This is a genomic window from Bacteroidales bacterium (assembly GCA_012519055.1).
GTDB lineage: Bacteria > Bacteroidota > Bacteroidia > Bacteroidales > Salinivirgaceae > JAAYQU01.
In genome coordinates, this window is record JAAYQU010000014.1 from 61731 (window position 1) to 85533 (window position 23803).

The window sequence follows — 23803 nt, forward strand, 5'->3', positions numbered from 1 at the left end:
CCTAATAATAAAATGATTATATGTCTATAATTTTTTGTTTAAGGTAATGTGAGACTCACATATTTTATAGTCATCTATTTGTGTGCCAAGTTTAATGAATTATGTAAAATATTTTTTTAATAATCACATTGTAAATACGATTATTATTCATCACTCTTTGTAAATCATGAACAAAAAGTTGTAATAGTTGTTGTTTTTTAGTATTATTAAGTAGTTATAAAAAAATATTTTCAAAAAAATATAGTAACTTTACACAAATTATAACCTATAATTTATACCGTTGTTTAAACGATTGTAACGATAAAGATGTTAAAACAGAAATTACAACAGAAAATTTTACAAAAACTTTCTCCGCAGCAAATTCAACTTATCAAGCTGCTGGAAATCCCTACGTTACAGTTTGAACAGCGAGTAAAAAAAGAGATAGAAGAAAATCCCGCTCTAGAAGAAGCTGAAAACAACGGCAGTGACGATTTACAATATGAAAAAGAAGAAATCGACCACAACGACAGCTCCGATGCTGAAGACGATTACAACAGTGAAGACGAATTCAGTCTTGAAGATTACCTGCCTGATGATGATGACATTCCAGAATATCGTTTAACCGCAAACAACTATTCAAGAGACGACGAACAACGCGAAATCCCCTATTCAGGCGGAATAACATTTCATGAAAACCTTATAACCCAACTGCGACTAAAAAGAAATCTATCGCACGAAAGGCGTGAGTTAGCCGAGTATTTAATTGGCAACATTGACGAAGATGGATATCTACGACGTAAATTGTCGTCTATAGTAGATGATTTAGTCTTTACAATGAATATCCGTACGACTGAAGATGAATTGTATCAAGCACTTAAGGCAGTACATGAATTAGACCCTGCTGGTGTTGGAGCGCGCGATTTGCAAGAGTGCCTTTTACTTCAAATAGAACGACAAGACACATCAAAACCAGAGGTTGCCATTGCCGATAAAATATTAAGAAATTATTTTAACGAATTTACTCGCAAACATTACGATAAAATAATGAGTCGGTTGTCAATTGATGAAGATACACTTAAAGACTCAATTGATGAAATATTGCGATTAAATCCTAAGCCCGGCACTTCGTTTACGGATCCCACAATACGTGACACTTCGACAATAATCCCAGATTTTATTTTAGAGACAGAAGATGGAGAATTAACAGTTTCAATGAATTCGAGGAATGTTCCTGACTTACGAATTAGTCGCACTTACATTGATATGCTGGAGGAGTATTCAAACAGTAAAAACAAAACCCGCTCAGATAGAGAGACAATAGCATTTGTAAAGCAAAAATTAGATTCGGCACGTTGGTTTATTGATGCTATCAAGCAACGACAAGACACTCTGCTACTTACAATGGAAGCAATATTGGGATATCAGAGGGAATATTTCCTGACCGGAGATGAGAAAAAACTTAGACCCATGATATTAAAAGATATAGCCGACATTACAGGGCTAGATATTTCAACGATATCGAGGGTTGCAAATTCGAAATATATACAAACAGAGTATGGAATTCTCTCTCTCAAATCGTTTTTCTCAGAATCAATGACAACCGATTCTGGCAAAGAGGTCTCAACGCGTGAAATAAAACAGTATCTGCAAGAGTGTATCGATAATGAGAATAAACGTAAACCGTTAACAGATGAAAAACTCACACAATTGTTATGTGATAAGGGTTATAATATTGCGCGCCGAACAGTTGCGAAATATCGCGAGCAATTAAACATTCCGGTTGCACGTTTGCGAAAAGAAATTTAAAAATTACAGTATGCTTAAAAATTTGGCTCAGGCAGTTTCGGTTGTTTTTCACCCTATTTGGATGCCGATTATTGGCGCATTTATACTTTTAAATCATTCGCAACTTTTAATGTTGTTGCCCAATCAAGTGCATAGAGCAATATATATTATTATTGCGTCAAGCACAATAGGTTTTCCTCTGTTAATGCTTCCAATTTTTATATTCCGTAAAACCTTTAAGATGTTCCAAATGACCCAAAAACAAGAGCGTTATATACCTCTGTTTGTAATGGCAATTTTCTATTTTTTCTCTTACTATACTTTAAGTCGTCTAAATGTACCCGGAATATTGACAGGATTTATTCTAGGTGTTTTCATTTCAACCTTAATAGCTGCCGTGGTTAGTATTTGGTGGAAAATATCGTTACACGGAGTAGGACTTGGGGGAATTGTTGCCCTTTTGGTACTGATTTTATTGTTCCGTCATGGATATCCCGAAGGATTGTTTTTTCAAGCACTGATTTATACAGGTATCGTTCTATCAGCAAGAATGTACCTTCAGCAGCATTCGTTATTGCAAGTTGTTACAGGGTTTTTGTGTGGATTTTTGACGATATCGTTAACAATGTTAATTTATTAAAAACAAATATCAGCTACACCTTTGTTAAATTTAAGTTCAATAATCCTATTATGTGACAAAAATTTAACCAAAATATAGTACAAAGTAAACTTAATTTATTGATATTTACAAACTTATATGTTAATTCCAACAGGGAATATGATTAGTTTACCATCAATTAATAAACAGAAAACTAAATGAGTAATAAAAATAAAAAATCTAAAAAAGAGGTGTTAAAACCCTTTTATTTGAATCATACTATACTTGAATTTTTAAATAGTAATCCTACTAAAATATTCAATTACAAGCAAGTAGCCAGAGAACTTAAACTTAACGACAGCTCATTACGCCCAAGGATAATAGCCGCACTTGACTATCTTGCCGAAACAGAACAGATTAAAAAGGTCGATAGAGGTCGGTATAGGGCTATACGGCAGAGAAATATAATTGAGGGGAAAATCTCCATTAGTCGTAAAGGACCTGCTATACTTACTACCGATGATGGTCAAGAGTATGAAGTTTCTTATGCAAATCTTTTTCGTGCTTTTCCAAATGACCGAGTGCGCGCATATGTATACCCAGGCTCGAAACGGCGCAAGGCAAGTGTTGAGATTTTTGAAATCGTAAAACGTGCACGAACCTCATTTGTAGGGATTGTCGAAATTAGTCAGAATTTTGCATTTTTTTTGCCCGACTCGGGGACATTGCCTGTTGATATCTTTATTCCAAAATCGGAAGTAACGCGGACAAAAGTTAAGGAGAATCAAAAAGTTGTTGTCGAAATTACTGAATGGGCTGAGGATGCACACAATCCTACAGGAAAGATTGTTAAAATTTTGGGAAATATCGGCGAAAACGATACAGAAATGCATGCCATTTTGGTTGAGTTTGGACTACCATACGAGTTTCCTGCAAATGTTACAGAAGCTGCCAAAAAAATTAGGACAACTATAAGTAAACAGGAGATAGAAAAAAGACGCGATTTTAGAAATATCACAACCTTTACTATCGACCCTGCAGATGCTAAAGATTTCGACGACGCCATTTCAGTACGTAATATTGATAAAGACGTTTGGGAAATTGGCGTTCACATTGCTGATGTATCACACTATATTGAACCTGGTGATATTATTGACAAAGAGGCTTTTACGCGTGGAACAAGTGTCTATTTGGTTGACAGAACAGTGCCAATGCTACCCGAAAAACTGTCGAACAACGTCTGTTCACTTCAACCTAATACCGACAAATTAACTTACTCTGTGGTTTTTAATATCGATAAGAACGGAACTGTATTAGAGTATTGGATAGGTCGCACTGTAATTAAATCAAAACGCAGGTTTACGTATGAAGAGGCACAAGAACGAATTGAAACAACTGAAGGTGATTTTGCAAAAGAATTGATAGTATGTCACAATATCGCACAAAAATTACGTGAAAAGCGATTTGACAAGGGCGCTATTAATTTCGAGCGTTCAGAAGTCAATTTCATATTGGACGATGAAGGCAAACCTATTGACGTATATCTAAAAGAGAATAAAGAGTCAAATCAGCTTATCGAAGAGCTGATGTTGTTGGCTAACAGAACAGTAGCAACTTATATAAATACAGAAAAAGCTGTTAAAGGCAAACCCAAAACATTTGTTTACAGGATTCACGATAAGCCAAACCAGGAAAAGTTAGAACGTTTCGCGAAATTTGTGAAGCGTTTTGGACAGGAGATAAACACAGAAAACAACCTAACAATCTCAAAATCACTAAACAACCTTATTACAAACAGTAATGGTCAGGCATGGCAAAATGTGGTTGAAACCTTGGCTATCAGGTCGATGGCGCGTGCCGAATATTCAACTAAAAACATAGGTCACTACGGACTTGCTTTTGAATACTATTCGCATTTTACAAGCCCAATTCGAAGGTATCCAGACCTGATGGCACACAGGCTGTTAACACGATATATGGAAGGGAAAAGATCGGCAGTTCTTGCCGACACAGAAGCCGACTGTAAACACTGTAATGAACGTGAAATATTGGCTACATCAGCCGAAAGAGCAAGCATAAAATATAAACAGGTTGAATATCTTGCTGATAAATTAGAGCAGGAGTTCGACGGCGTAATTTCGGGAGTGACAAATTGGGGCTTTTATGTTGAATTAGAGGGGAACTCGTGCGAGGGCATGATTTCACTACAATCTCTTGAAGACGACTACTACATATTCAACGAAGATGAATACTGCCTGATAGGCGAACACAATGGACGCATATTCAGACTGGGAGATAAAGTTAGAGTACGAGTAGTAAAGGCAAATTTAATGAAAAAACAGCTTGACTATGAACTTGTAAAAACATATGTTAAACACAAAGAAGCCAAATTTGAAAACGTACTGGTAAACCCAAAAGATAAAAAGAACGATTACTCGAAAAAGAAGCCGAAAAAAACTGCAAATTACAAAAAAGGAAAGAGTAAAACTTTTGGTAAAAAGGCAAGAAAAAAAATAGAGCATTGATATTTTTCTCAGTTTTCTTTTGTTTTGATTTTTTTTTCGCCATATCTTTGAAAAGTTGTTTTATATTTAATTTTATAAAACTAATATGCAAACCTAAACTTGATAACCAAAAGCATGTGAGTTCAATATAATCAAAAACTGAAATAATTGTAAACTATGAAAAGATTAACTAAATTAAAAATTGTGCTAGTTGTATGTTCTTTCGTTATTTCTATGAACAGTTTTTCCCAAGAAGAAAAGGAAGTACAGGAAGTACGGGAAGTAATAAAAACAAATCCCATAGGATTAGCTTTTGGAAATTTCAATGCTACTTATGAAACGCTATTAAACACCAAATCTTCTATATTGTTTTCAGCGAGTTATATGTACAAATTTTTGGGAATAGATATTAGTGCAGGGGGAGTTGGAGTTGGTTATCGCTACTATTTTACCCATGCAAAACGCGTGGTACCCACAGGTTTTTGGATTATGCCAGAAGGTATTTTTTCTTTTGGAAGTGTGAAAAACTCCAACAATAATAGAGTTGGTATCAAAACTCTTTCTTGTGGAGTTCAACTAGGATACCAGTGGGCTTGGGATAGTGGCTTTACATTGGATTTAGGAATTGGACCTCGTTACACATTTTTAAGCGGAGATTTGAAAGATACCGATTTTACCGCTACAGGCTTTATTTTGCCTGCTATTACTTTGGCAATTGGATTTGCATTCTGACACAACAAAATACGCAATAATAAAGCGCCATTTGGCGCTTTATTTATTTCATTCAAATAATACATAAGATTCCACAGTTCCAACTTTCCGGGTTATTGCAGATCGTCGAGCTCTGCTCCGTCTCGTCAAATTATAATTGGGATATACCTCGATTGAAATGGGCTTCTATGTTCTAAGGACGTGTCAGCATAAAACTTACTATAAAAATATCCATCAAAAACGCTAAACGAGCATTTTATATTAAAAACTTTTTTATTGACTGAAAAACAACCCGTATATTTGTAGGCTTATTTTTTTGATATGCAGATAATAAAGAGTAAAGCAGAGATGACCTCGTTTGTTGAGAATCAAAAACGAGAAAACAGAACCATCGGTTTCGTTCCCACTATGGGTGCATTACACGAGGGGCATTTGGCATTAGTTCGTGAATCGGTACAAAACAATTCGTGTACAGTTGTTAGCATTTTTGTTAATCCCACTCAATTCAATAACAAGGAGGATTTAAGATCGTATCCGCGCAACGAACAGGCTGATTTTGAAAAACTTAGAGTTGAAAAATGCGATGCTGTATTTTTTCCCACTATAGAAGAGATGTATCCCGAACCAGATGAAAGGGTGTTTGACCTCGGTTCGCTCGCAACTGTTATGGAAGGGGAGTTTAGACCTGGACATTTCAATGGGGTTGTCCAAATTGTTACAAAACTGTTTGACACTGTTAAACCCAACAGAGCCTATTTTGGAAAAAAAGATTTTCAACAATTGGCTATAATCCAGCATATTACAAAACAGTTAAATTATAATATTGATATCGTTCCTGTACCAACGGTGCGCGAGAAAGATGGATTGGCAAAAAGCTCGCGAAACGAACTATTAACATATGAACAACGAAAAATTGCACCAAAGATTTTTGAGATAATGTCAGCAGCTGTATCGGAGAAAGATAAATATTCTGTAAAGGAGTTAAAAAATATGGTAGTTTCTAAAATCGATGTTATCGACGGATTGCGAACAGAATATTTTGATATAGTTAATTCTCAGACACTTATGTCTGTAAATTCGTGGGACGAAAAGTGCGAAAAAATTGGGTGTATTGCTGTTTATTGTGGTAAAGTTAGGTTAATTGACAACATATTGTTTTAAAAAGTTATACCTTTGCATCGAAAATAAATAGAGCTATGTTTATTGAGGTAATAAAATCAAAAATACATCAGGTTACGATTACTGAAGCAAACTTAAAGTATGTTGGCAGTATAACTATCGATGAAGATTTGATGGATGCCGCAAATATTATCGAAAACGAAAAGGTTCAGATAGTAAACATCAATAATGGTGAGCGGTTGGACACTTACGTAATAAAGGGAGAGCGCAAGTCAGGCGTTGTCTGTTTGAACGGACCTGCTGCACGCAAAGCACAAGTTGGTGATATGGTTATTATAATATCTTATGCCACAATGGATTTTGAAGAGGCTAAAAAATTTAAACCAACATTTATTTTTCCCGATTCTAATACAAATCTATTAGTTAAGTAAGCTACATTGAAGAAAAAGATAGTCAATGCATTTAAATTTTTGCTATTTATAGGTATTGGTATTTTTCTATTTTGGAAACTTTACAAAGACCAATCGATTGACGATCTTATTGAAGCCTCAAAAAACCTGAATTATTATTGGCTAATTTTAGCCGCTATTGTAAGTGTTGGCAGCCATTTGGTACGTGCCATACGTTGGGAGCTTGCTCTGACATCAATAGAGAAGAAAGCGAGCCGCAGTAATCTGTTTCACGCTGTTATGGTGGGATATCTCGTTAATCTGGCAATACCACGGTTGGGCGAAGTTACACGTGCTGCAGTTCTAAAAAAGTATGAAAAGATATCATTTACCGGAGGCTTCGGAACCATTATAGCCGAACGTATTGTAGATTTGATAATTATTATAGGTATTACAGTCGTTGTAATTTTTTATAATGACAACTTCTTTTCAAAACTTTTAGAGGACAATCCGGTACTTTCAGAAAATATCCAAAATTTGCTTTCGGTTAGAAACCTTATAATAGTTATTGCGTTAGGTGTTTTTACAGTTGTAGTATATCTTTTAATACTGAAATACAGTAAAAAAGCGCAAAATATTATTAAAAAGATTTTTGATAAGATTACAACATTAAAAGAGGGACTTCTTTCAATTTTTAAACTCAAAAATCCTGCGCTTTATATCTTCTATTCGCTGTTGATATGGGTTTTGTATTTTATAGTTATGTGCCTAACATTCAAAGCCTTTTCGTTTGCCGGTAATGTTCAGTTTACAATAAATCAAATGCTTGTAGTGTTCCTGATTGGTAGTTATGGAATGCTTGCACCCGTTCAAGGCGGTATTGGTGCTTATCACTTTATGGTTATAGCTGCGTTAACTGTTTATGGTATTGGTAGTACTGATGCGCGAATGTTTGCGCTTATAGCTCACGCTGTTAGTATGGTGGTTGTAGTAATTGTTGGATTTACAAGCCTTGTTTTGCTTCCCATATCAAACAGAAACAAATCAATTAGCAATTAGCAATGTGCAATTAACAATTTTCTTTACAATCCCTTAAATTCTACCTTCTACCTTCTGACTTCTAATTTTTAATTTTTTTAAATATCTTTACCAATATTTAAAAAATCCCGATTTATGAACAATCTCGACTTAATAATCAGCAAACTACACACTGTTGAATCAATACAAAGAGTGCTTGCATACTGGCGGTTTAAAAACCGAAAAGTGGTTTTCAGTAATGGCTGTTTTGATATTTTACATCGTGGTCATGTTGAATATTTAGCTCAGGCGGCTGATTTTGGCGACCATTTAGTTATTGGATTAAACACTGATGCCTCGGTGCGCCGTCTTAAAGGACCTGAAAGACCTTTGCAGGACGAGGTTGCCCGCTCGTTGGTTTTGGCTTCACTCAATTTTGTCGATGCTGTAATTTTGTTTGATGAGGACACACCATACAATCTTATTAAGGCAGTGCAACCTGATTTTTTGGTTAAAGGCAACGACTACAAACCCGAAGATATTGTAGGCTACGATATTGTTAAAGCTAAAGGGGGCGAGGTTGTTACAATAAATCTTGTAGAGGGTTATTCGACAACATCGGTTATAGAGCGAATGAAAAAATAGCAAATTCACAAAAATGAAAAACCCATTTTTTGAAAAATATGCAAAGACAATAACTGCAGTATACTTACTAATCTTTCTGCTTAGAGTGATTGAAACTGCTCTAATAACATATAATTATGGGTTTGATAATAAGATTGTTGTCTCTGAATGTTTTGGCCTGTTTAGGGATATTTTTGGTGTAACTTTTTTTATAGTAGCATATGGTTTTATTAGTTTTTTGCTGTCAAAGTTTAAATCAAATGTCCTACGGGTAGTCAATATAACTCTGTTAGTTGCTTTAACCCTGATTTCTCTTTTAACCATTGTATACTTTGCATACAGACTTACCACTTTAGATATATTTTTGTACCAATACTCAATTCGTGAGATACTATTTACGGTAACAACCTTTCCAATAAATATTTTTCAAATTTCGATAGGCTTAATTGTAATAGTACTGGTCGTGCTTTTATTTGCATGGCTGATCAATAAAGTCCGTTTTAATAGGATTTGTCTGAAATTTTTATACTCTTTTGTGTTGTTATCAATGCCTCTGTTTTTTCTGTTTAACAGATTGTGGAGAAGTAACTTAGACGAGTACTCACTTAATAAGCCAATCTTCTTTATCGGAGAATCAATTAGATATGCGTTAAAATCTGAAGAAGCAATAACTGTTGATACTGAAAAATTTAGAGAAATATATCCTGAAAAAGATTTTATAAGTGATGATTTTCCGTTGGCTCACAGAGCAAAACGAGAAAATGAACTTGGTAAATATTTTAACAAGTTTACTACTAAGCCCAATATTGTAATACTAATAGTGGAAGGATTGAGCGATGACTTTATTCATGAATATAAAGGCTCACAATTAATGCCTTTCTTAAGTCAGCTAAAAGATAGCAGCCTTTATTGGAAACGTTGTTTTACGTTAGGAGAAAGGTCTTTTGCCGTTGTCCCCTCTGTTTTGGGAGGGTTACCATACGGAAATAAGGGATTTACGCAGCAAAAAAAGCTTCCACGTCATTTGTCGCTTATCTCAATATTAAGTGTGAATGACTATTATACATCTTTTTACTACGGATTAGGTGCATGGTTTTACTCAAAGAGCAGGTTTTTCAGATATAATAATATCGACTTAATTTTCGATAAAAGCAGGTTCTCAGATAGTTATTCTAAAATAATTGTTGGAGAAGATAAGTTCTTTTGGGGTTATAATGACAGGGATTTATTTATGCAATCGTTGGAGGTTATTGATACTTTAAAACAGTCGCCACGACTGGATATTTATTTTACGGGAACAAGCCACTCTCCATTTGTTATAGACAACGAAGAGTATTATGACAGTATATATAAACAGCTCACCAAACAACCATACGAGAAGTTTTTTCAAACATATTCAACGTTTTTAAAAACATTGTTGTTCGTTGACGATGCTATAAAAGAGTACTTTGAAGAGTACAAAAAACGGCAAGATTATGAAAACACTATTTTTATAATCACAGGCGACCATCCAATGAATGAGATTCCGGTAAAGAACCCGTTAAAAAGATATCATGTTCCACTGCTGATCTTTTCTGATAAATTAAAAGAGTCACAATCTTTTACCAATACAGTAAGTCATTTGGATATTCCGGAGGCAATACTATCGTTTCTGCAGGATTATTTAACACATATTCCAACAATTAGCACATCTCTAGGAGGGCAGTTAATATATAACGAAAATGAGTTTCCAAAAAACATCGCTTTCATGAATGATAAACGCCAGGTTGTGGAATTTTTATCGGGCAACTACTACTTATCAGGCGACAAGCTATACCGTGTTGATTCTTTGTTAAATATTGAAGAAATTGATAACATATCCATCAAGTCAAATCTTGAAAAGAAGCTGAGTGTTTTTAAGAATATGAGTCTTTATGTTACCCGAGAGGATAAGATTATATCGAAAGAGGATTATAACAAAGAACTTAAAATTAATGAAAAATGATTATCTGCATTTATGCAGCGGGTTATGTACTCAATAAAAAACCTCTGTCCCACCACAATAAAGCGATAGGACAGAGGCAAAAAAATGTCTAGAAAACTATTTACACTATCTTTTTTCCCTAAAAATAATCTCTGCCTGATTATTGAGAAAATAAACTGCTATGTCATTTTTGCCAACTGAAACTACAGCAAAGCCTTGTTCTTTACTGCAAAACTGTGTACCTTCAATAGGTTTCACCTTGCGAGTGCTGGCAATTGACGAAATGGTAAAGTAACCAACAGGGCTATCTTGCTTACGAATTGCTTGAAAATTGTGGATATGTCCACTAAAATAGTAGTCCACCTTGTGCTTGCGAAGCAATGGATCTACATAACGTTGCATGTCATCGCGCTCGCATATATCCTTATTTGTTTCTGCATATACAGGATGATGTCCAAGCACTATCTTGTACTTAGCCTTACTACTTGCAAGTGCGTTGTCCAACCATTTTAGTTGAGCATCCCTATCTTGCTTACAAGCGTCGGGATATTCTCCCGGATTGTTGCGATACTTGTCTATAATTGGTGGCGTGTCAATATAAAACATGTCAATTGTGACTCCCTCGTGCGTGTAGCTTTTGCTATAGTAGCGAGCGGGAACCTCCCATCGGCGACTTACCTGCGAATAATCAATAATAGCCTGCGTGTTGCCCCGATACTCATGGTTTCCAAGGGTAATATGCCATGGAATTTGTAGCTCAGGGTGGGTGTACATCTCCTCAAAACAACTGATAAAAATGTGGTCATTAACACTTTGAACACCCAAATAGTGAAAAATGTCGCCTGTTACAGCAATAAACTCAGCATCAGCTGCATCTGCCACATCACCCATTACATAGCCCATTTCACGCTGCCCAAAATGTCCATAACGATTCATGTCCGTAGCAATAAGGAAAGTAAAACGGTCTTCGGTAAGCTTCTTAAGCGTATCGAGCGCAGTAACAGGAGTAAAATCATCGTACTGAGTGAAAGCCTGCATCACCGGTTGGGTAGCTACACCACGCGATTTCTGTGCTGTAGCTACGTTTACGGCAAATACTGAAACTGACAGAAGTAATAAAAATTGAATTAATCTGACTTTTTTCATTTCGTTATGTTGTTTTTATATCTCTAAGTTAAACGTAAAAAGTTTTTAAAAATTCCATTTTAACCCAAGAATAAACGATGGTAAATAATATTCGATCTGCATCAAGCGGTCACTTTGTCCTTGGTAGTAGTAGAGAGGCTGATTAAGCAAATTGTTTGCCTGTGCGTAAATTTGTATACCTTTAGGAAGATTTACAGAGGCATTCACATCAAGAAAACTTTGTGTGCCGTAGTAGCGATCTTCAAAGGAACTTCCACCCAACTCATCAAGATAGTCATTAGTGAAGTTGAAAGACACACGCACTGAAACAAGCTTATCCTCATATGCAAGCGATGCATTAATGGTGTGAGGAGCTGTTCCCGGCAAAGGCATATCTTCGCGCACTTCGCCATCTTCATTGGTTATACCATTGGCAATAGAGTGTGTATAAGTGTAATTTGCGTTAACTACAAGATTACGTAAAATCCACGGTAGGAACTCGAGTTTGTGAGTATATGATACCTCTAAACCATACAGGTCTACATTGTCGCCATTGCGATATTGGCTATATCTCCATGTAACGCTATCTGCAATAGGATTGGTCAATTCTGGGAAATCCTGAGCAAAATGATTACGAGAATAGGCTTCGGTAGCGTATTTGTAAATAAAATTATTTAACCTCTTATAAAAAAATCCGCACGAGATTTGACTGATACCCGCTGGGTAGTAACTTGCAATTAGGTCATAGTTGTAAGCATAAGTGCTTTTAAGATGAGCATTACCGGTGCTTATCTCTTCGTCGTCACTGTTAATAAGTGTATATGGAACAAGCCAATAGTAGTTAGGACGAGCAATAGAGGTGCTAAATGCTCCGCGAAGTGTAAATTTTTGGGTTGGCTGATATCTGAAAGTTAGGTTTGGGAACCAATTTGTGTAACTATTGCGGTCGCGCACATCTTCTCCCTTTGTGTCGTCTATGAGCGTATGTCCTAGATAGTCAATTTTTGTATGTTCCATGCGCACACCTGTAATGATTACAAAATCCTTTGTAATATTCTGATCCCAACGTACAAAGGCTGCATAAATATCTTCTCGTGCGTTATAATTTCCTGCATAATACTCTGCAAGAACATCTTCTGGCTTGTAAAGTGAAGTGTCGCTCAGAGGAATTTGACCAAGAAACTCATGAGAAGCAAAACGTCCGGGTACATAACCTCTTCCTCCAAGAAAACGTTCGTCATCATAATAATTGGTAGGAATAGCATTAAATAGATATTGGTTTGCATCACCTAAGAACTCATATGCGAAATAGTTATTATCACGCACTTTCTCTTTAAATCGCAATTTTGTACCGAAACGTAGTCGTCCTTTTTGCTCTTTAATTATGCTAAGAGGTGCGCGGAAATGAAGTTTCGCGGTGTACTCATCTTCGTGTGTGTGCTGTTTCTCTTCAGCTACTTCGTCAAACGAATAGCCATCATCAGTTTCGTCTAACGTGTTGATTTTGGGGAACATACCATCTGAAAGATCTTGTGTAAAGTTGTGCTTTTTACTTTTATAAGTAATATACCGTTCATTAGGACGATCCTCTGAAGCCCGAGCAAAGCTACCCGACCATCTTGCTTCAAGCCATGGGGCTAAAAGGTGTTCACCGCCCATTCCCACGCTCAACACTCTTTGATCCTCAAGACGACGGTTCTTGTTTCGATCGTTGTCGATACCTCCCTTAGTTTGTCTGTCAAGTTCACCCTTGTAACCAATGATACTGTTATCTACAGAATCATAGACAGGTGACATTTTACGTTGGCGATGACGAAAACGATTTTCGCGGTCGTCTCTCCAGTTATACATTGTGTTAAATTCAATTTTATGCTCAGGGTTAAAAACGTAGTCTAAATTAAGCGAACCACTTCTACGGATACGTTGCACGTCGTACTTACGTATTTCGAACTGTTTAATATAAGCGTTATCAAATTTGTCTTTCGCCCATTCAGCTTCAATGTTATCTGAACCATAGTCTTTATCTTGATAACTTAGTGAAAGTACAGCTCCAAGACGGTCATTGAAATAGCGGTCGCCATAAACCAACCCTCCAACATAGGTCATTCCCTGGCGGATTGGGTTGTAACCAGTGGCAAGATTGGCAGAGATTACGCGCTTTTTGGGAGCAGCCTTGGTTACTAAATTCACAGAACCTCCAATGGCATCAGCTTCCATATCTGGCAGCAAGGTTTTGTTTACTTCAATGGTAGAAATCATGTCGCTCGGAATAAGGTCCATTTGCACATTACGATTGTCGCCTTCGGCACTTGGCACACGTCCGCCGTTGAGTGTTACTGAGTTCAGAGCAGCTGAAAGCCCGCGCACCACAATGTTTCGAGCCTCTCCTTGATCAGCCTGCATTGTTATACCGGGAATTCGTTTAAGAGCATCGCCGACATTGGAATCTGGGAAACGACCAATATGGTCTGCTGCTACCATATTGGTAATATTGCTGTTATTCTTTTCAATGCTGAGTGCTCGCGCCTGACCTTTGATTGCCTCACCTACAATAACTACCTCTCCAATTGTGTAAACTTCTTCCTTTAGTTGGATATTTAAAACGGTTTCCTTGCCTGCAATTACTTGGACAGGGGCTGTAAACTCCTCATAACCAAGATATTTAACACTTAACACATATTCCCCAACAGGAACATCAAGAAAACGATAACGCCCTGTCAATTCGCTTAACGTGTAACGGTTATCCTTGTCAAGCACAAGCAAAGCACTTGGAACACCAAGACCCATCTCATCTACTATTGTTCCGGCTATAGTTCCGGTATTTCTCTCAGCTGAGCCTCCTGGTGTATACGCAAAAAGTTGTACGGGCAATAGCAAAAGTGCCGCTACAATTGTTACAATCAAGTGTTGAAGTATATTTTTTCTTCTATCCACTTTAATTTCATTTGAGTTGTTACAACAACCTTGTATTAACAAGTTGTCGTGTTGTTTTTTTTCAAAGTTTTTAATTGATGTCATTGCAAAGTAAATTAGTTAGTTACATTTTATTTTAATTAGCTTTGTCCTTATTTTGTAAGTTCTGTTTACTTTTCAACAAAATCCCGTAAAATCAGAACCTTAGCAAAGTTGAGTAAATAAAAGAAGCTATCCTATACCATTACAAAAAGTTATTAATAACTTAACATTAAGGTTTCAAAAACTTAATCTTATCTTAATCATAAACACCAAGTTCTAAAGCGACATGTTAAACTAAACCTCTGTTTTATAATGCTTTGCGCTCAAGTGTCTGTTCGTTTTGTTATTATATATTCAGTATTTAAGTTAAATAACTAAACATCAAATATGAAGCTGAAACACATATTTATAATCTCACTACTATTAGTAGTTGCAGGAACTACAATGAAAGTCTATAAAGTGGGAAATGAAGTACCTGCGTTAATAACACTATTACTGGGGTCATTGGGTTTTTTGGTAACGCATTTTTAGTTTATGCACAAGATGACGAACAAATAGTTACATTTACAATTAAACCATTGAGGCTATATATTTTAATTAACAATGTGTTTTACTGGAAAAGAGAAGATTTTTATCCAAACGAAAATTTTAAAGTATGGATTAGCCATTAACTATGCTTAGCATATCTAAGTTGCTATATCTGATGAGTTCAGTAACGTTGGTTGAGCTTGTCGAAACCAACGTGCCTACGGTCACTGAGTCTAATCAAAGCGACCTAATATTTAACTTTCAATAATTTTTATCTCGTGTGTTAATTTTAAAAACTCTTTGTACATCGCACTAACACCACAGTAGCGTTCCTGGCTAAGAGAAATCGCTTTATTTATTTTTTCCGGATCTAAGTTTTTTCCCTTAAACTCATAAATAATATGCATGGTTGAATAAATCATTGGATGCTCTTTTGTCAAATTGGCAGATACTTTAATATTAAAGTCATTTAAATCTACACGCATTTTTTTGAGAATGGAAACTACATCCATGCCAGTGCAACCAGCTAAAGCTAGCAACATTAGTGGTTTTGGACGAGGCCCCTTATCTTCTCCTCCTGCGGCTGAGTCAGTATCTAACATTAGTTTATGTCCGTTTACTTCTCCCTCGAAAGACATATTGCCTTTCCAATTCATTGATACTTCATTTTTCATTTTATGTTTGATTAATTGTTTTCTACAGTCGGTATTGAAAATACCGTGCCAAATATCCATACATCTAAATATGTTTATATTATTTTATCTTCTTTTTAAATCTGTGGATTTGTTAACAATCTATAAAACAAATAGTTTTAAAGGTTATAAAGCTAAGAAATATAAATCATTTAGATAAAAACTCTATTTTTGCTAAAAAATTAGAAAAGTGTATCTACAGATTTTAAAACAGATAAAAAACGGAATACTTCCCTCTACCGATAAGCGCATTTTAGTTGCTACAAGTGGAGGAGCAGATAGTATGGTTTTATTATCGTTAATGCATAGGGTTGGATACAAAATTACCGTTGCACACTGCAACTTTAATCTGCGCCCCGGTGATTGCGATCTTGACCAGCAATTAGTTGAATCGTTTTGTAAGAAATTGGGAATAGAGTGTTTTGTAGAATCTTTTGATACAGTTGGTTATGCAAAATCGCAAAAAATATCTGTCGAGATGGCAGCACGCGATCTGCGCTACAGTTGGTTTGCACAATTAAAAAGCGAACTTAATATTGATTTTATCGCTATCGGACACCATTTGAACGACAATATCGAAACTGTTTTGCTGAATATGACTCGCGGTACAGGTTTGCGAGGTTTAACAGCGATGACAGCGGTACACTCTGATATTATTAGACCGCTACTTTTTGCCGAAAGAGAACATATCGTGCAATATGCTGTTGCCAACGATATTCCTTTCCGTGAGGATTATACCAATAGCGACAACTCAATACCGAGAAATCGTTTTAGAAATGTAGTAATTCCGGAATTTGAGAAAATCAATCCCTCGTTTCTCGAAACAATGAAGAAAAATATTGATGTTTGGAACGATTGGTATCAATTTTCAATTAAACAACTTCAAACCATTCGTGACAAGATAGTAAGCCAAAATAACAATGGTGTTTTTGTCAGATTAGATAAAAATATGGATAAATCAACCTTGAATCTTGTTCTGTTTGAACTTTTGTCAGATATGGGATATAGCGGAAATCGTACCCACGAATATCTGAAAATAGTTGATTCTCAGGTGGGTGTATATATCAAAACAGAAAATCATTATATTGTACGGGAGCGAAACGGCGTGTTAATTACCGACTTAGATATGATTGACGATTTTCAGACTGTTTCTATTGAATCTATACCGTTTTATGGCTCCGAAAAAATTAGTTTAACAATAGAGCATAGCGATATAGACCAAACCAATCAGTATAAAAATAACAGTTTTGTTGAGTGCATTGACTTTGAAAAAATCACACTACCATTAACAATTAGAAGATGGCAAAAAGGCGACAAATTTTTCCCAATCGGAATGAACGGTTCAAAGAAAGTAAGTGACTATCTGACAGATATAAAGAAAAAGTCGGTCGAAAAACAACAACAACTTGTTCTGACCGACAAAAGTGGAATTATTTGGGTAATAGGGTTACGTTTGGACAAACGCTATGCAATTACTAATCAAACGACAAAATTTTTGATATTGAAATGGAACACAGAGCACACCGATTAAACTGATTGGCACAGATTTGTTTTTCATTTTTCGATTAATCATCTGAATGTTATGGCGTTGTAGAGACGTCACATTGTGGCGTCTCTACCCTAAATTTTTCTTAATTTCTTAATGGTTTAATATTAATAATTTTAATGCGCAGAAAATCAATTGTTTAAAAAGATAAATAAATCAAACATCACGTTTTCACCCCCTTTGTCGTTAACTTCGATTTGAATAAATGAAAACAAACCGTTACTTTTACAAGTTAAAATTAATTGAAATTATTGTTGATTTAGGGTTAAAAACATTGAAATGGTATTCGACCATTGATAATTGACATGTTAAATTATGTGTTTCAAAAAGAAAAAAGAGACAAAAGAGAAAAAAAAGAGAGCCAGACCTTTTAAACGCCGTTTTCGTCTTGTTATGATGGATGACGGTAACTTTAAAGAGGTTTGGTCGTTTAGGTTAACATTGGGTAACATTGTTTATAGTTTATCAATAATTATATTAGTTTTTATTCTGTTTGGTGGTATTTTAATGACATTTACACCACTAAAACATTGGATACCAGATTATCCCGATGCCAAAATCAGACAGGGAATTATCGATAACTCGATTAAAGTTGACAGTCTCGCACAACTAATTGACATTCAGGATCAATATATTGTCAATTTGAAACAGATATTGGTTGGAGATATAAAAACGGAAACACCATCATTGAAAAGTTTGAGCGAAAATCGCTCCGAAATAATTGATTCTTTGAACCAACGGGAGTTTGATTCAATTATTCGCGAAAAGGTTGAGTTCGACAGACAAACAAGTGTTTCTGTTTTGCAAACGCCTGTAAATCAGTCAAACATTTCTACATTGCAATTTTTCCCGCCAGTAAAAGGAGTTGTTTCCAGTACTTTTAATTCAAAGGAACAACATTTTGGTATTGATATAGTAACCAAACCATCGTCTCCTGTTTGTGCAACACTCTCGGGCACAGTAATATACAAGGGCTGGACACTCGAAGGAGGAAACGTTGTACAGATACAGCATACAAACAATGTAATATCCGTATATAAACACAATGCTGTAATCTTGAAAGACCAAGGCGACTACGTGCTTGTGGGCGAGCCTATTGGCGTTGTTGGCAATACCGGAGAATATAGCACAGGACCACATTTACACTTCGAGATATGGCATAATGGCGTTCCTGTCAATCCGGCTGATTATGTCTCTTTTAATTAAATTGTTGGGCGTTGAAAAAAATAATCTTATTTGGGAGTACAGGTTCCATTGGAACGCAAACGCTTGAGGTTGTCAGAGAGTCAGGCGATAAATTTGAGGTTGTAGCCATTACAGCCAATAATTCAGCTGACACTCTGATAGAACAGGCGCGAGAATTCAACCCCAAATATGTTGTTATTGGGAACAAGTCGTTGTATGAATATGTTCGAGCTGCTTTGTATGGACTGGATATCAAAGTCCTGGCAGGACAAGAGTCAATAAACAATCTCCCAACAATAGTTAAAGCCGATACGGTTGTTACAGCAGTGGTCGGATTTTCAGGGCTAATCCCAACAATGAAAGCTATTGAGGAGGGAATGAATATTGCTTTGGCAAATAAAGAGACATTGGTTGTTGCGGGTGACAAGGTAATTCCAGCAGCCAAAAAGCATGGAGTAACAATCCTCCCTGTTGATTCTGAGCACTCTGCAATATTTCAATGTCTTGTAGGAGAAAGCCACGAATCAATTGAAAAGCTGATACTTACCGCATCAGGGGGACCTTTCCGAAATTACACAATCGAGCAGCTTGAAAAAGTCACACCCGCCGATGCATTAAAACACCCAAATTGGAATATGGGTGCCAAAATCACTATAGACTCGGCAACCATGATGAACAAAGGGCTTGAAGTTATTGAGGCACACTGGCTTTTCGATATTCAACCCGAGAACATAGATGTTGTGGTTCATCCTCAATCTATAATACATAGTATGGTTCAGTTTGTTGATGGCAATATAAAAGCCCATCTAAGCCTGCCCGACATGCGGTTGCCGATACAATATGCTTTGAATTATCCAGAAAGGACAAAAAATAATTTTGAGAGATATATATTTGATCCCATTGATACTCTTACATTTGAAAAGCCTGATACAGAGAAGTTTCCATGCTTGCAAATTGCTTACGATACTTTAAAACAAGGAGGGAACTATGCTTGTATCGTTAACGCAGCAAACGAAGTAGCTGTAGCAGCTTTTTTGAAAGAGAGAATAGGATTTATGCAGATAACCGAAATAATTACAGAAACTCTTTCGCGCGTAATAAAAATAAGTAATCCCTCGTTAAACGACTATATTTATTCCGATCAGGAAGCACGTTTAAGAGCTGAACAAATAATAGAAAAAATTAAAACAAAATAGACATAATGGAGATATTAATAAGAGTAGGACAATTGTTGCTAAGCTTGTCATTATTAGTAATATTGCACGAGTTTGGTCACTTCTTTTTTGCACGTCTTTTTAAAACGCGGGTCGAGAAATTTTATCTCTTTTTTAACCCTTGGTTTTCGATATTCAAGAAAAAAATCGGCGAAACAACATACGGAATAGGTTGGCTTCCATTGGGAGGATACGTTAAAATTGCAGGTATGATTGACGAATCGATGGATAAAGATCAGATGTCGAAACCCCCACAGCCTTATGAGTTTAGATCAAAGCCAGCTTGGCAGCGACTGCTTATTATGCTGGGCGGTGTTTTGGCAAATTTCATTACCGCATTGGTGATTTATGTTTTGATACTGTTTACATGGGGCGAAGAGTATATACCGCTTTCTAAGATGGAGCACGGTATTATGCCCGACAGTACTGCAATGATGGTTGGGTTTCAGCCCGGCGACAGAATCTTGTCTGTTGACAACGAACCAATAGAGAGATTTAATGAGCTGACAACCACCATTTTACTCAATGATTCAAAAACGGTTCAGGTTGAACGTAATGGAGAAAAAGTTACCGTTGATATTCCCGAATGGCTCGCTAAGAGTGTTATAAAAAATAACTCTATGCTATTTGCTCCACGATTTAAATTCGTGATTGCAGATTTTGTTGACAGCTCAACCGCACAACAAGCAGGGTTGCAAAAAGGAGATTATGTTGTTGGTATTGACACAATAGCAACGCCTTACGCAGATATTTTAACATCAGCATTACCAAATTATGCAGGACAAACAATTGATGTTAAAGTTGTGCGTGACAACGAAACAATAACAATGCCTGTTACTATTGATCAAAACGGAAAAATGGGGATAATGGCCGATATAATGGCCTCGATTCCTGTAGCTGTTGCCGAATATGGCTTTTTAGAATCAATACCCGCAGGCATAAACAAGGGATTTAAAACGGCGGGCGACTATTTGAAACAGTTGAAACTGATATTTTCGCCTAAAACAAAGGCTTATGAGTCTCTTGGTGGATTTATCGCCATAGGCAAAATATTCCCCGGCACATGGGATTGGCAAAGCTTTTGGCGACTTACAGCTTTCCTTTCAATTATGCTTGCAATACTTAACCTACTTCCAATACCTGCCTTAGATGGAGGTCACGTTCTGTTTACAATCTTTGAGATGATTACAGGACAAAAGCCATCGGATAGGTTTCTGGAGGTTGCACAAATTACAGGAATGTTGCTTCTGTTTGCACTTATAATTTATGCCAATGGTAACGATATTGTTAAATTGTTTAGATGATAATTTGTTTATTTTAAGCGCCTTAAAAGAGTTGATTTTATTAAAAACCACAATCATATGAAGAGTCGGATAGATTTTCAAACCATTAAACCACACTTAGTAGCAATAGTTTTATTTGTTATTGTAAGTTTCGGTTATTTCCACCCTGTTTTAGAGGGGAAGATGTTGCGTCAAGGAGATATGATGGCATATGCCGGTGCTGCTCAAGAGTTAAAAGAACTTAAAGCAGAAACAGGCGAGTATGCCCTTTGGACTGACAGAATGTTCGGCGGTATGCCCACATTTTTAATACATAACCCCGGACATGCAAACTTAACCAGATACGTTCATAATGTATTGAATTTGAACCATGCGCGCCCAGCAAACCACCTCTTTTTATATATGTTGGGCTTCTATATGGCTCTTTTGCTTTTTGGAGTATCGCCGTCTCGGAGTATTGCGGGAGCAATAGCTTACGCCTTTTCTACTTATTTTATAATAATAATTTACGCCGGACATATTACAAAAGTAATGGCACTTGGATATATGCCGTTGGTCGTAGCTTCGGTCTATCACGCCTTTAAGTCCGATAGGTTGAGGGGAGGGGTGTTGTTGGGCTTGTTTTTATCTATCCAAATATATGTAAACCACCTTCAAATAACATATTACACCTTTATTATAGTCGCTTTATTGGGGCTTTTCGAATTGATATCAGCCATTAAAAAGCGAAAATTAGCAGATTTCGGAAAAACATTTGCCTGTTTGGTAATAGGAGCGACATTAGCATTAGCAGCTAACCTAACAACCCTTTGGACAGTATATGAATACAGCGCATTTTCAAGAGGAAAACCAAATTTAGAGAAACCAGATCAAAATCAGACAACCGGACTTGATATTGATTATATCACCGCGTGGAGCTACGGCAAAGGCGAAACGCTTAACTTACTTGTACCCAATCTGAAAGGTGGTTCAAGCCATATGGATTTGGGGAAAAATAGCCAAACTTACAAGGTAGTAGAGCAAAATTACGGAAGACAAACAGCCGACCAATTTATAAAGTATTCAGACACCTATTGGGGAGATCAGCCATTTACTTCAGGACCTGTTTATATTGGGGCTACCGTAATATTCCTGTTCATTTTGGCAATGTTTCTACTGAAAGGGAACCTAAAATGGTGGCTACTTATAGCAACAATCTTAGCAATTATATTAGCTTGGGGACGACACTTTATGTGGTTCAACGAGCTTATTATCAATTATTTGCCCGGATATAACAAGTTCCGTACTGTAAGCATGACATTGGTAATAGCGCAATTTACTTTGCCGCTGCTTGCTATCATTGCATTCGACAAAATTGCAAAGAATAAATATACGTTTGCTCAAATTAAAAAGCCTCTGATATATTCAACGTCTATCGTTGCTGGTTTGCTTTTACTGATACTCATTGCAAACAGCTCAAGTTCAGAAATGATAGGAAGATCGGATGTTAGAATACCTGATATAATTCAAAAATCATTACAAGCCGATCGTCTAAGTATGTTACAATCAGATGTTTTTCGTTCACTATTGTTTATGTTAGTCACATCGGGTTTGATATGGTTCTTATCAAAAGCTAAAATCAAAGCAACAGTTGCAACCGTGGCATTAGGTTTATTGTTTGCTGCAGATTTAATTCCTGTATCTTTAAGATATGCTCAAAACGACAGTTGGGTATCACGTACAGAGTTGAAGCAACAGCCATTTAAGCCCACAGTAGCCGACATGGAAATCCTGAAAGATAAGGAGCATTACAGAGTTTTAAATTTCGCGTCAAACACATTTAACGATGCTGCAACATCATATTTCCACAATAGTGTTGGAGGCTACCATGGTGCGAAAATGCGACGCTATCAAGAACTTATAGATGAGCAGATTATCCCCGAAATGAATAAAGTAAAAGATATTTTACAGGTAAGTCCAACCTATCAGAAAGTTGACAGCGTAATGCGAGAGCTTAATGTTTTAAATATGTTGAATACACGATATTATATACTTTCGCCTGATAATCAGCCAATAGTTAATCCTTATGCTCTTGGTCAAGCGTGGTTTGTCGATAGTATTGTTTGGGCATCGGGAGCAAATGACGAAATGGCACTGTTGTCAACAACAAAACTCGAAAATACAGCTGTTGTAGATAAGCAATATGAGAATATTTTAGGTGATAATTTAAACAACTCTAATGAAAAGAGTATAACAATGAAAAGCTATTCAGCTAATCGTTTAGAATATTCATTCCAGTCGGAGACAGAAGCTTTGGCACTGTTTTCAGAAATGTACTATCCAAAAGGGTGGAGAGCTTTTGTTAACGGTGAGCCAGCTGAAATCATAAGAGCAAACTATCTGTTACGCGGATTGGTGTTACCGGCAGGCGAGGGCGAAGTGTTGTTTGAGTTTCATCCAAAATCCTATTTTGTCGGGAATGTTGTCTCATATGCAAGTTCGGCTCTGATCTTGTTATTGAGTGTGTGGGTTTTGATTGTGCCAATATTTAGAAAGCCAAAAAAAGAGGTTGAGTCGTAGAATTTAAAATGTTTACCTTTGCAA

General features: G+C 36.4%; 18 protein-coding genes. 15 read left to right on the top strand and 3 right to left on the bottom strand.

Translation table 11 applies throughout. The features are described from left to right. Positions 1–306 precede the first annotated feature (306 nt). From rpoN to GX311_03060, 9 genes are all read left to right on the top strand, one after another. On the top strand, positions 307–1788 hold the full coding sequence (rpoN, locus tag GX311_03020; GenBank protein NLK15347.1) for an RNA polymerase factor sigma-54: 1482 nt from the start codon (positions 307–309) through the stop codon (positions 1786–1788). A 10-nt stretch (positions 1789–1798) separates the two neighbouring features. Beyond that, a complete protein-coding gene (locus GX311_03025) occupies positions 1799–2407 on the top strand; it encodes a hypothetical protein (protein ID NLK15348.1) in 609 nt (202 codons plus the stop codon). Positions 2408–2583: 176 nt separating this feature from the next. Further along, on the top strand, positions 2584–4890 hold the full coding sequence (gene rnr / locus GX311_03030) for a ribonuclease R (protein NLK15349.1): 2307 nt from the start codon (positions 2584–2586) through the stop codon (positions 4888–4890). 156 nt (positions 4891–5046) lie between these two features. Then, on the top strand, positions 5047–5601 hold the full coding sequence (locus tag GX311_03035) for a DUF3575 domain-containing protein (protein ID NLK15350.1): 555 nt from the start codon (positions 5047–5049) through the stop codon (positions 5599–5601). Between the two features lie 300 nt (positions 5602–5901). Continuing rightward, positions 5902–6741: a pantoate--beta-alanine ligase gene (locus GX311_03040; GenBank protein ID NLK15351.1), complete on the top strand. Its 840-nt coding sequence runs from the start codon at positions 5902–5904 to the stop codon at positions 6739–6741. A 35-nt stretch (positions 6742–6776) separates the two neighbouring features. After that, positions 6777–7130, top strand: a complete 354-nt coding sequence (locus GX311_03045) for an aspartate 1-decarboxylase (protein ID NLK15352.1) — start codon at positions 6777–6779, stop codon at positions 7128–7130. A gap of 6 nt (positions 7131–7136) precedes the next feature. Next, entirely contained in the window at positions 7137–8147 is a 1011-nt protein-coding gene (locus GX311_03050) for a flippase-like domain-containing protein (protein NLK15353.1), read from the top strand. A 114-nt stretch (positions 8148–8261) separates the two neighbouring features. Continuing rightward, a complete protein-coding gene (rfaE2, locus tag GX311_03055) occupies positions 8262–8750 on the top strand; it encodes a D-glycero-beta-D-manno-heptose 1-phosphate adenylyltransferase (GenBank protein NLK15354.1) in 489 nt (162 codons plus the stop codon). A 13-nt stretch (positions 8751–8763) separates the two neighbouring features. Beyond that, positions 8764–10713 (top strand): sulfatase-like hydrolase/transferase, encoded by a 1950-nt coding sequence (locus GX311_03060; protein NLK15355.1) that lies wholly within the window; start codon positions 8764–8766, stop codon positions 10711–10713. A gap of 105 nt (positions 10714–10818) precedes the next feature. Here GX311_03060 and GX311_03065 read toward each other — a convergent pair whose 3' ends face one another. Both GX311_03065 and GX311_03070 read right to left on the bottom strand, forming a co-directional pair. Further along, the gene (locus GX311_03065; protein NLK15356.1) at positions 10819–11838 is read right to left on the bottom strand and encodes an acid phosphatase; all 1020 of its coding nucleotides are present in this window, start codon (positions 11836–11838) and stop codon (positions 10819–10821) included. 45 nt (positions 11839–11883) lie between these two features. Beyond that, entirely contained in the window at positions 11884–14835 is a 2952-nt protein-coding gene (locus tag GX311_03070) for a TonB-dependent receptor (protein ID NLK15357.1), read from the bottom strand. Positions 14836–15159: 324 nt separating this feature from the next. Here GX311_03070 and GX311_03075 point away from each other — a divergent pair, with 324 nt between their 5' ends. Continuing rightward, positions 15160–15303 carry a hypothetical protein gene (locus tag GX311_03075; protein NLK15358.1) on the top strand — a complete coding sequence of 48 codons (144 nt, stop codon included), beginning with the start codon at positions 15160–15162 and terminating at the stop codon, positions 15301–15303. 251 nt (positions 15304–15554) lie between these two features. Here GX311_03075 and GX311_03080 read toward each other — a convergent pair whose 3' ends face one another. Next, positions 15555–15974 (bottom strand): OsmC family protein, encoded by a 420-nt coding sequence (locus GX311_03080; GenBank protein ID NLK15359.1) that lies wholly within the window; start codon positions 15972–15974, stop codon positions 15555–15557. A gap of 208 nt (positions 15975–16182) precedes the next feature. Between GX311_03080 and tilS the strand changes: the two genes are divergently transcribed. The 5 genes from tilS to GX311_03105 all read left to right on the top strand — a co-directional run bounded on the left by tilS (position 16183) and on the right by GX311_03105 (position 23779). Then, entirely contained in the window at positions 16183–17523 is a 1341-nt protein-coding gene (gene tilS / locus GX311_03085) for a tRNA lysidine(34) synthetase TilS (GenBank protein NLK15360.1), read from the top strand. A gap of 330 nt (positions 17524–17853) precedes the next feature. Continuing rightward, positions 17854–18744 (top strand): M23 family metallopeptidase, encoded by an 891-nt coding sequence (locus GX311_03090; protein NLK15361.1) that lies wholly within the window; start codon positions 17854–17856, stop codon positions 18742–18744. A gap of 11 nt (positions 18745–18755) precedes the next feature. Next, positions 18756–19919: a 1-deoxy-D-xylulose-5-phosphate reductoisomerase gene (locus GX311_03095; GenBank protein ID NLK15362.1), complete on the top strand. Its 1164-nt coding sequence runs from the start codon at positions 18756–18758 to the stop codon at positions 19917–19919. 5 nt (positions 19920–19924) lie between these two features. After that, complete coding sequence (gene rseP, locus GX311_03100) at positions 19925–21241, top strand: RIP metalloprotease RseP (protein ID NLK15363.1); 1317 nt, start codon at positions 19925–19927, stop codon at positions 21239–21241. 57 nt (positions 21242–21298) lie between these two features. Beyond that, on the top strand, positions 21299–23779 hold the full coding sequence (locus GX311_03105) for a YfhO family protein (GenBank protein ID NLK15364.1): 2481 nt from the start codon (positions 21299–21301) through the stop codon (positions 23777–23779). The last annotated feature ends 24 nt before the right edge of the window (positions 23780–23803 follow it).

What these genes read in the sequence shown, in the direction of transcription:
- rpoN (NLK15347.1), top strand. Translation starts at nt 307, where the DNA reads ATGTTAAAACAGAAATTACAACAGAAAATTTTACAAAAACTTTCTCCG.
- GX311_03025 (NLK15348.1), top strand. Translation starts at nt 1,799, where the DNA reads ATGCTTAAAAATTTGGCTCAGGCAGTTTCGGTTGTTTTTCACCCTATT.
- rnr (NLK15349.1), top strand. Translation starts at nt 2,584, where the DNA reads ATGAGTAATAAAAATAAAAAATCTAAAAAAGAGGTGTTAAAACCCTTT.
- GX311_03035 (NLK15350.1), top strand. Translation starts at nt 5,047, where the DNA reads ATGAAAAGATTAACTAAATTAAAAATTGTGCTAGTTGTATGTTCTTTC.
- GX311_03040 (NLK15351.1), top strand. Translation starts at nt 5,902, where the DNA reads ATGCAGATAATAAAGAGTAAAGCAGAGATGACCTCGTTTGTTGAGAAT.
- GX311_03045 (NLK15352.1), top strand. Translation starts at nt 6,777, where the DNA reads ATGTTTATTGAGGTAATAAAATCAAAAATACATCAGGTTACGATTACT.
- rfaE2 (NLK15354.1), top strand. Translation starts at nt 8,262, where the DNA reads ATGAACAATCTCGACTTAATAATCAGCAAACTACACACTGTTGAATCA.
- GX311_03060 (NLK15355.1), top strand. Translation starts at nt 8,764, where the DNA reads ATGAAAAACCCATTTTTTGAAAAATATGCAAAGACAATAACTGCAGTA.
- GX311_03065 (NLK15356.1), bottom strand. Translation starts at nt 11,838, where the DNA reads ATGAAAAAAGTCAGATTAATTCAATTTTTATTACTTCTGTCAGTTTCA.
- GX311_03070 (NLK15357.1), bottom strand. Translation starts at nt 14,835, where the DNA reads ATGACATCAATTAAAAACTTTGAAAAAAAACAACACGACAACTTGTTA.
- GX311_03075 (NLK15358.1), top strand. Translation starts at nt 15,160, where the DNA reads ATGAAGCTGAAACACATATTTATAATCTCACTACTATTAGTAGTTGCA.
- GX311_03080 (NLK15359.1), bottom strand. Translation starts at nt 15,974, where the DNA reads ATGAAAAATGAAGTATCAATGAATTGGAAAGGCAATATGTCTTTCGAG.
- GX311_03090 (NLK15361.1), top strand. Translation starts at nt 17,854, where the DNA reads ATGTGTTTCAAAAAGAAAAAAGAGACAAAAGAGAAAAAAAAGAGAGCC.
- rseP (NLK15363.1), top strand. Translation starts at nt 19,925, where the DNA reads ATGGAGATATTAATAAGAGTAGGACAATTGTTGCTAAGCTTGTCATTA.
- GX311_03105 (NLK15364.1), top strand. Translation starts at nt 21,299, where the DNA reads ATGAAGAGTCGGATAGATTTTCAAACCATTAAACCACACTTAGTAGCA.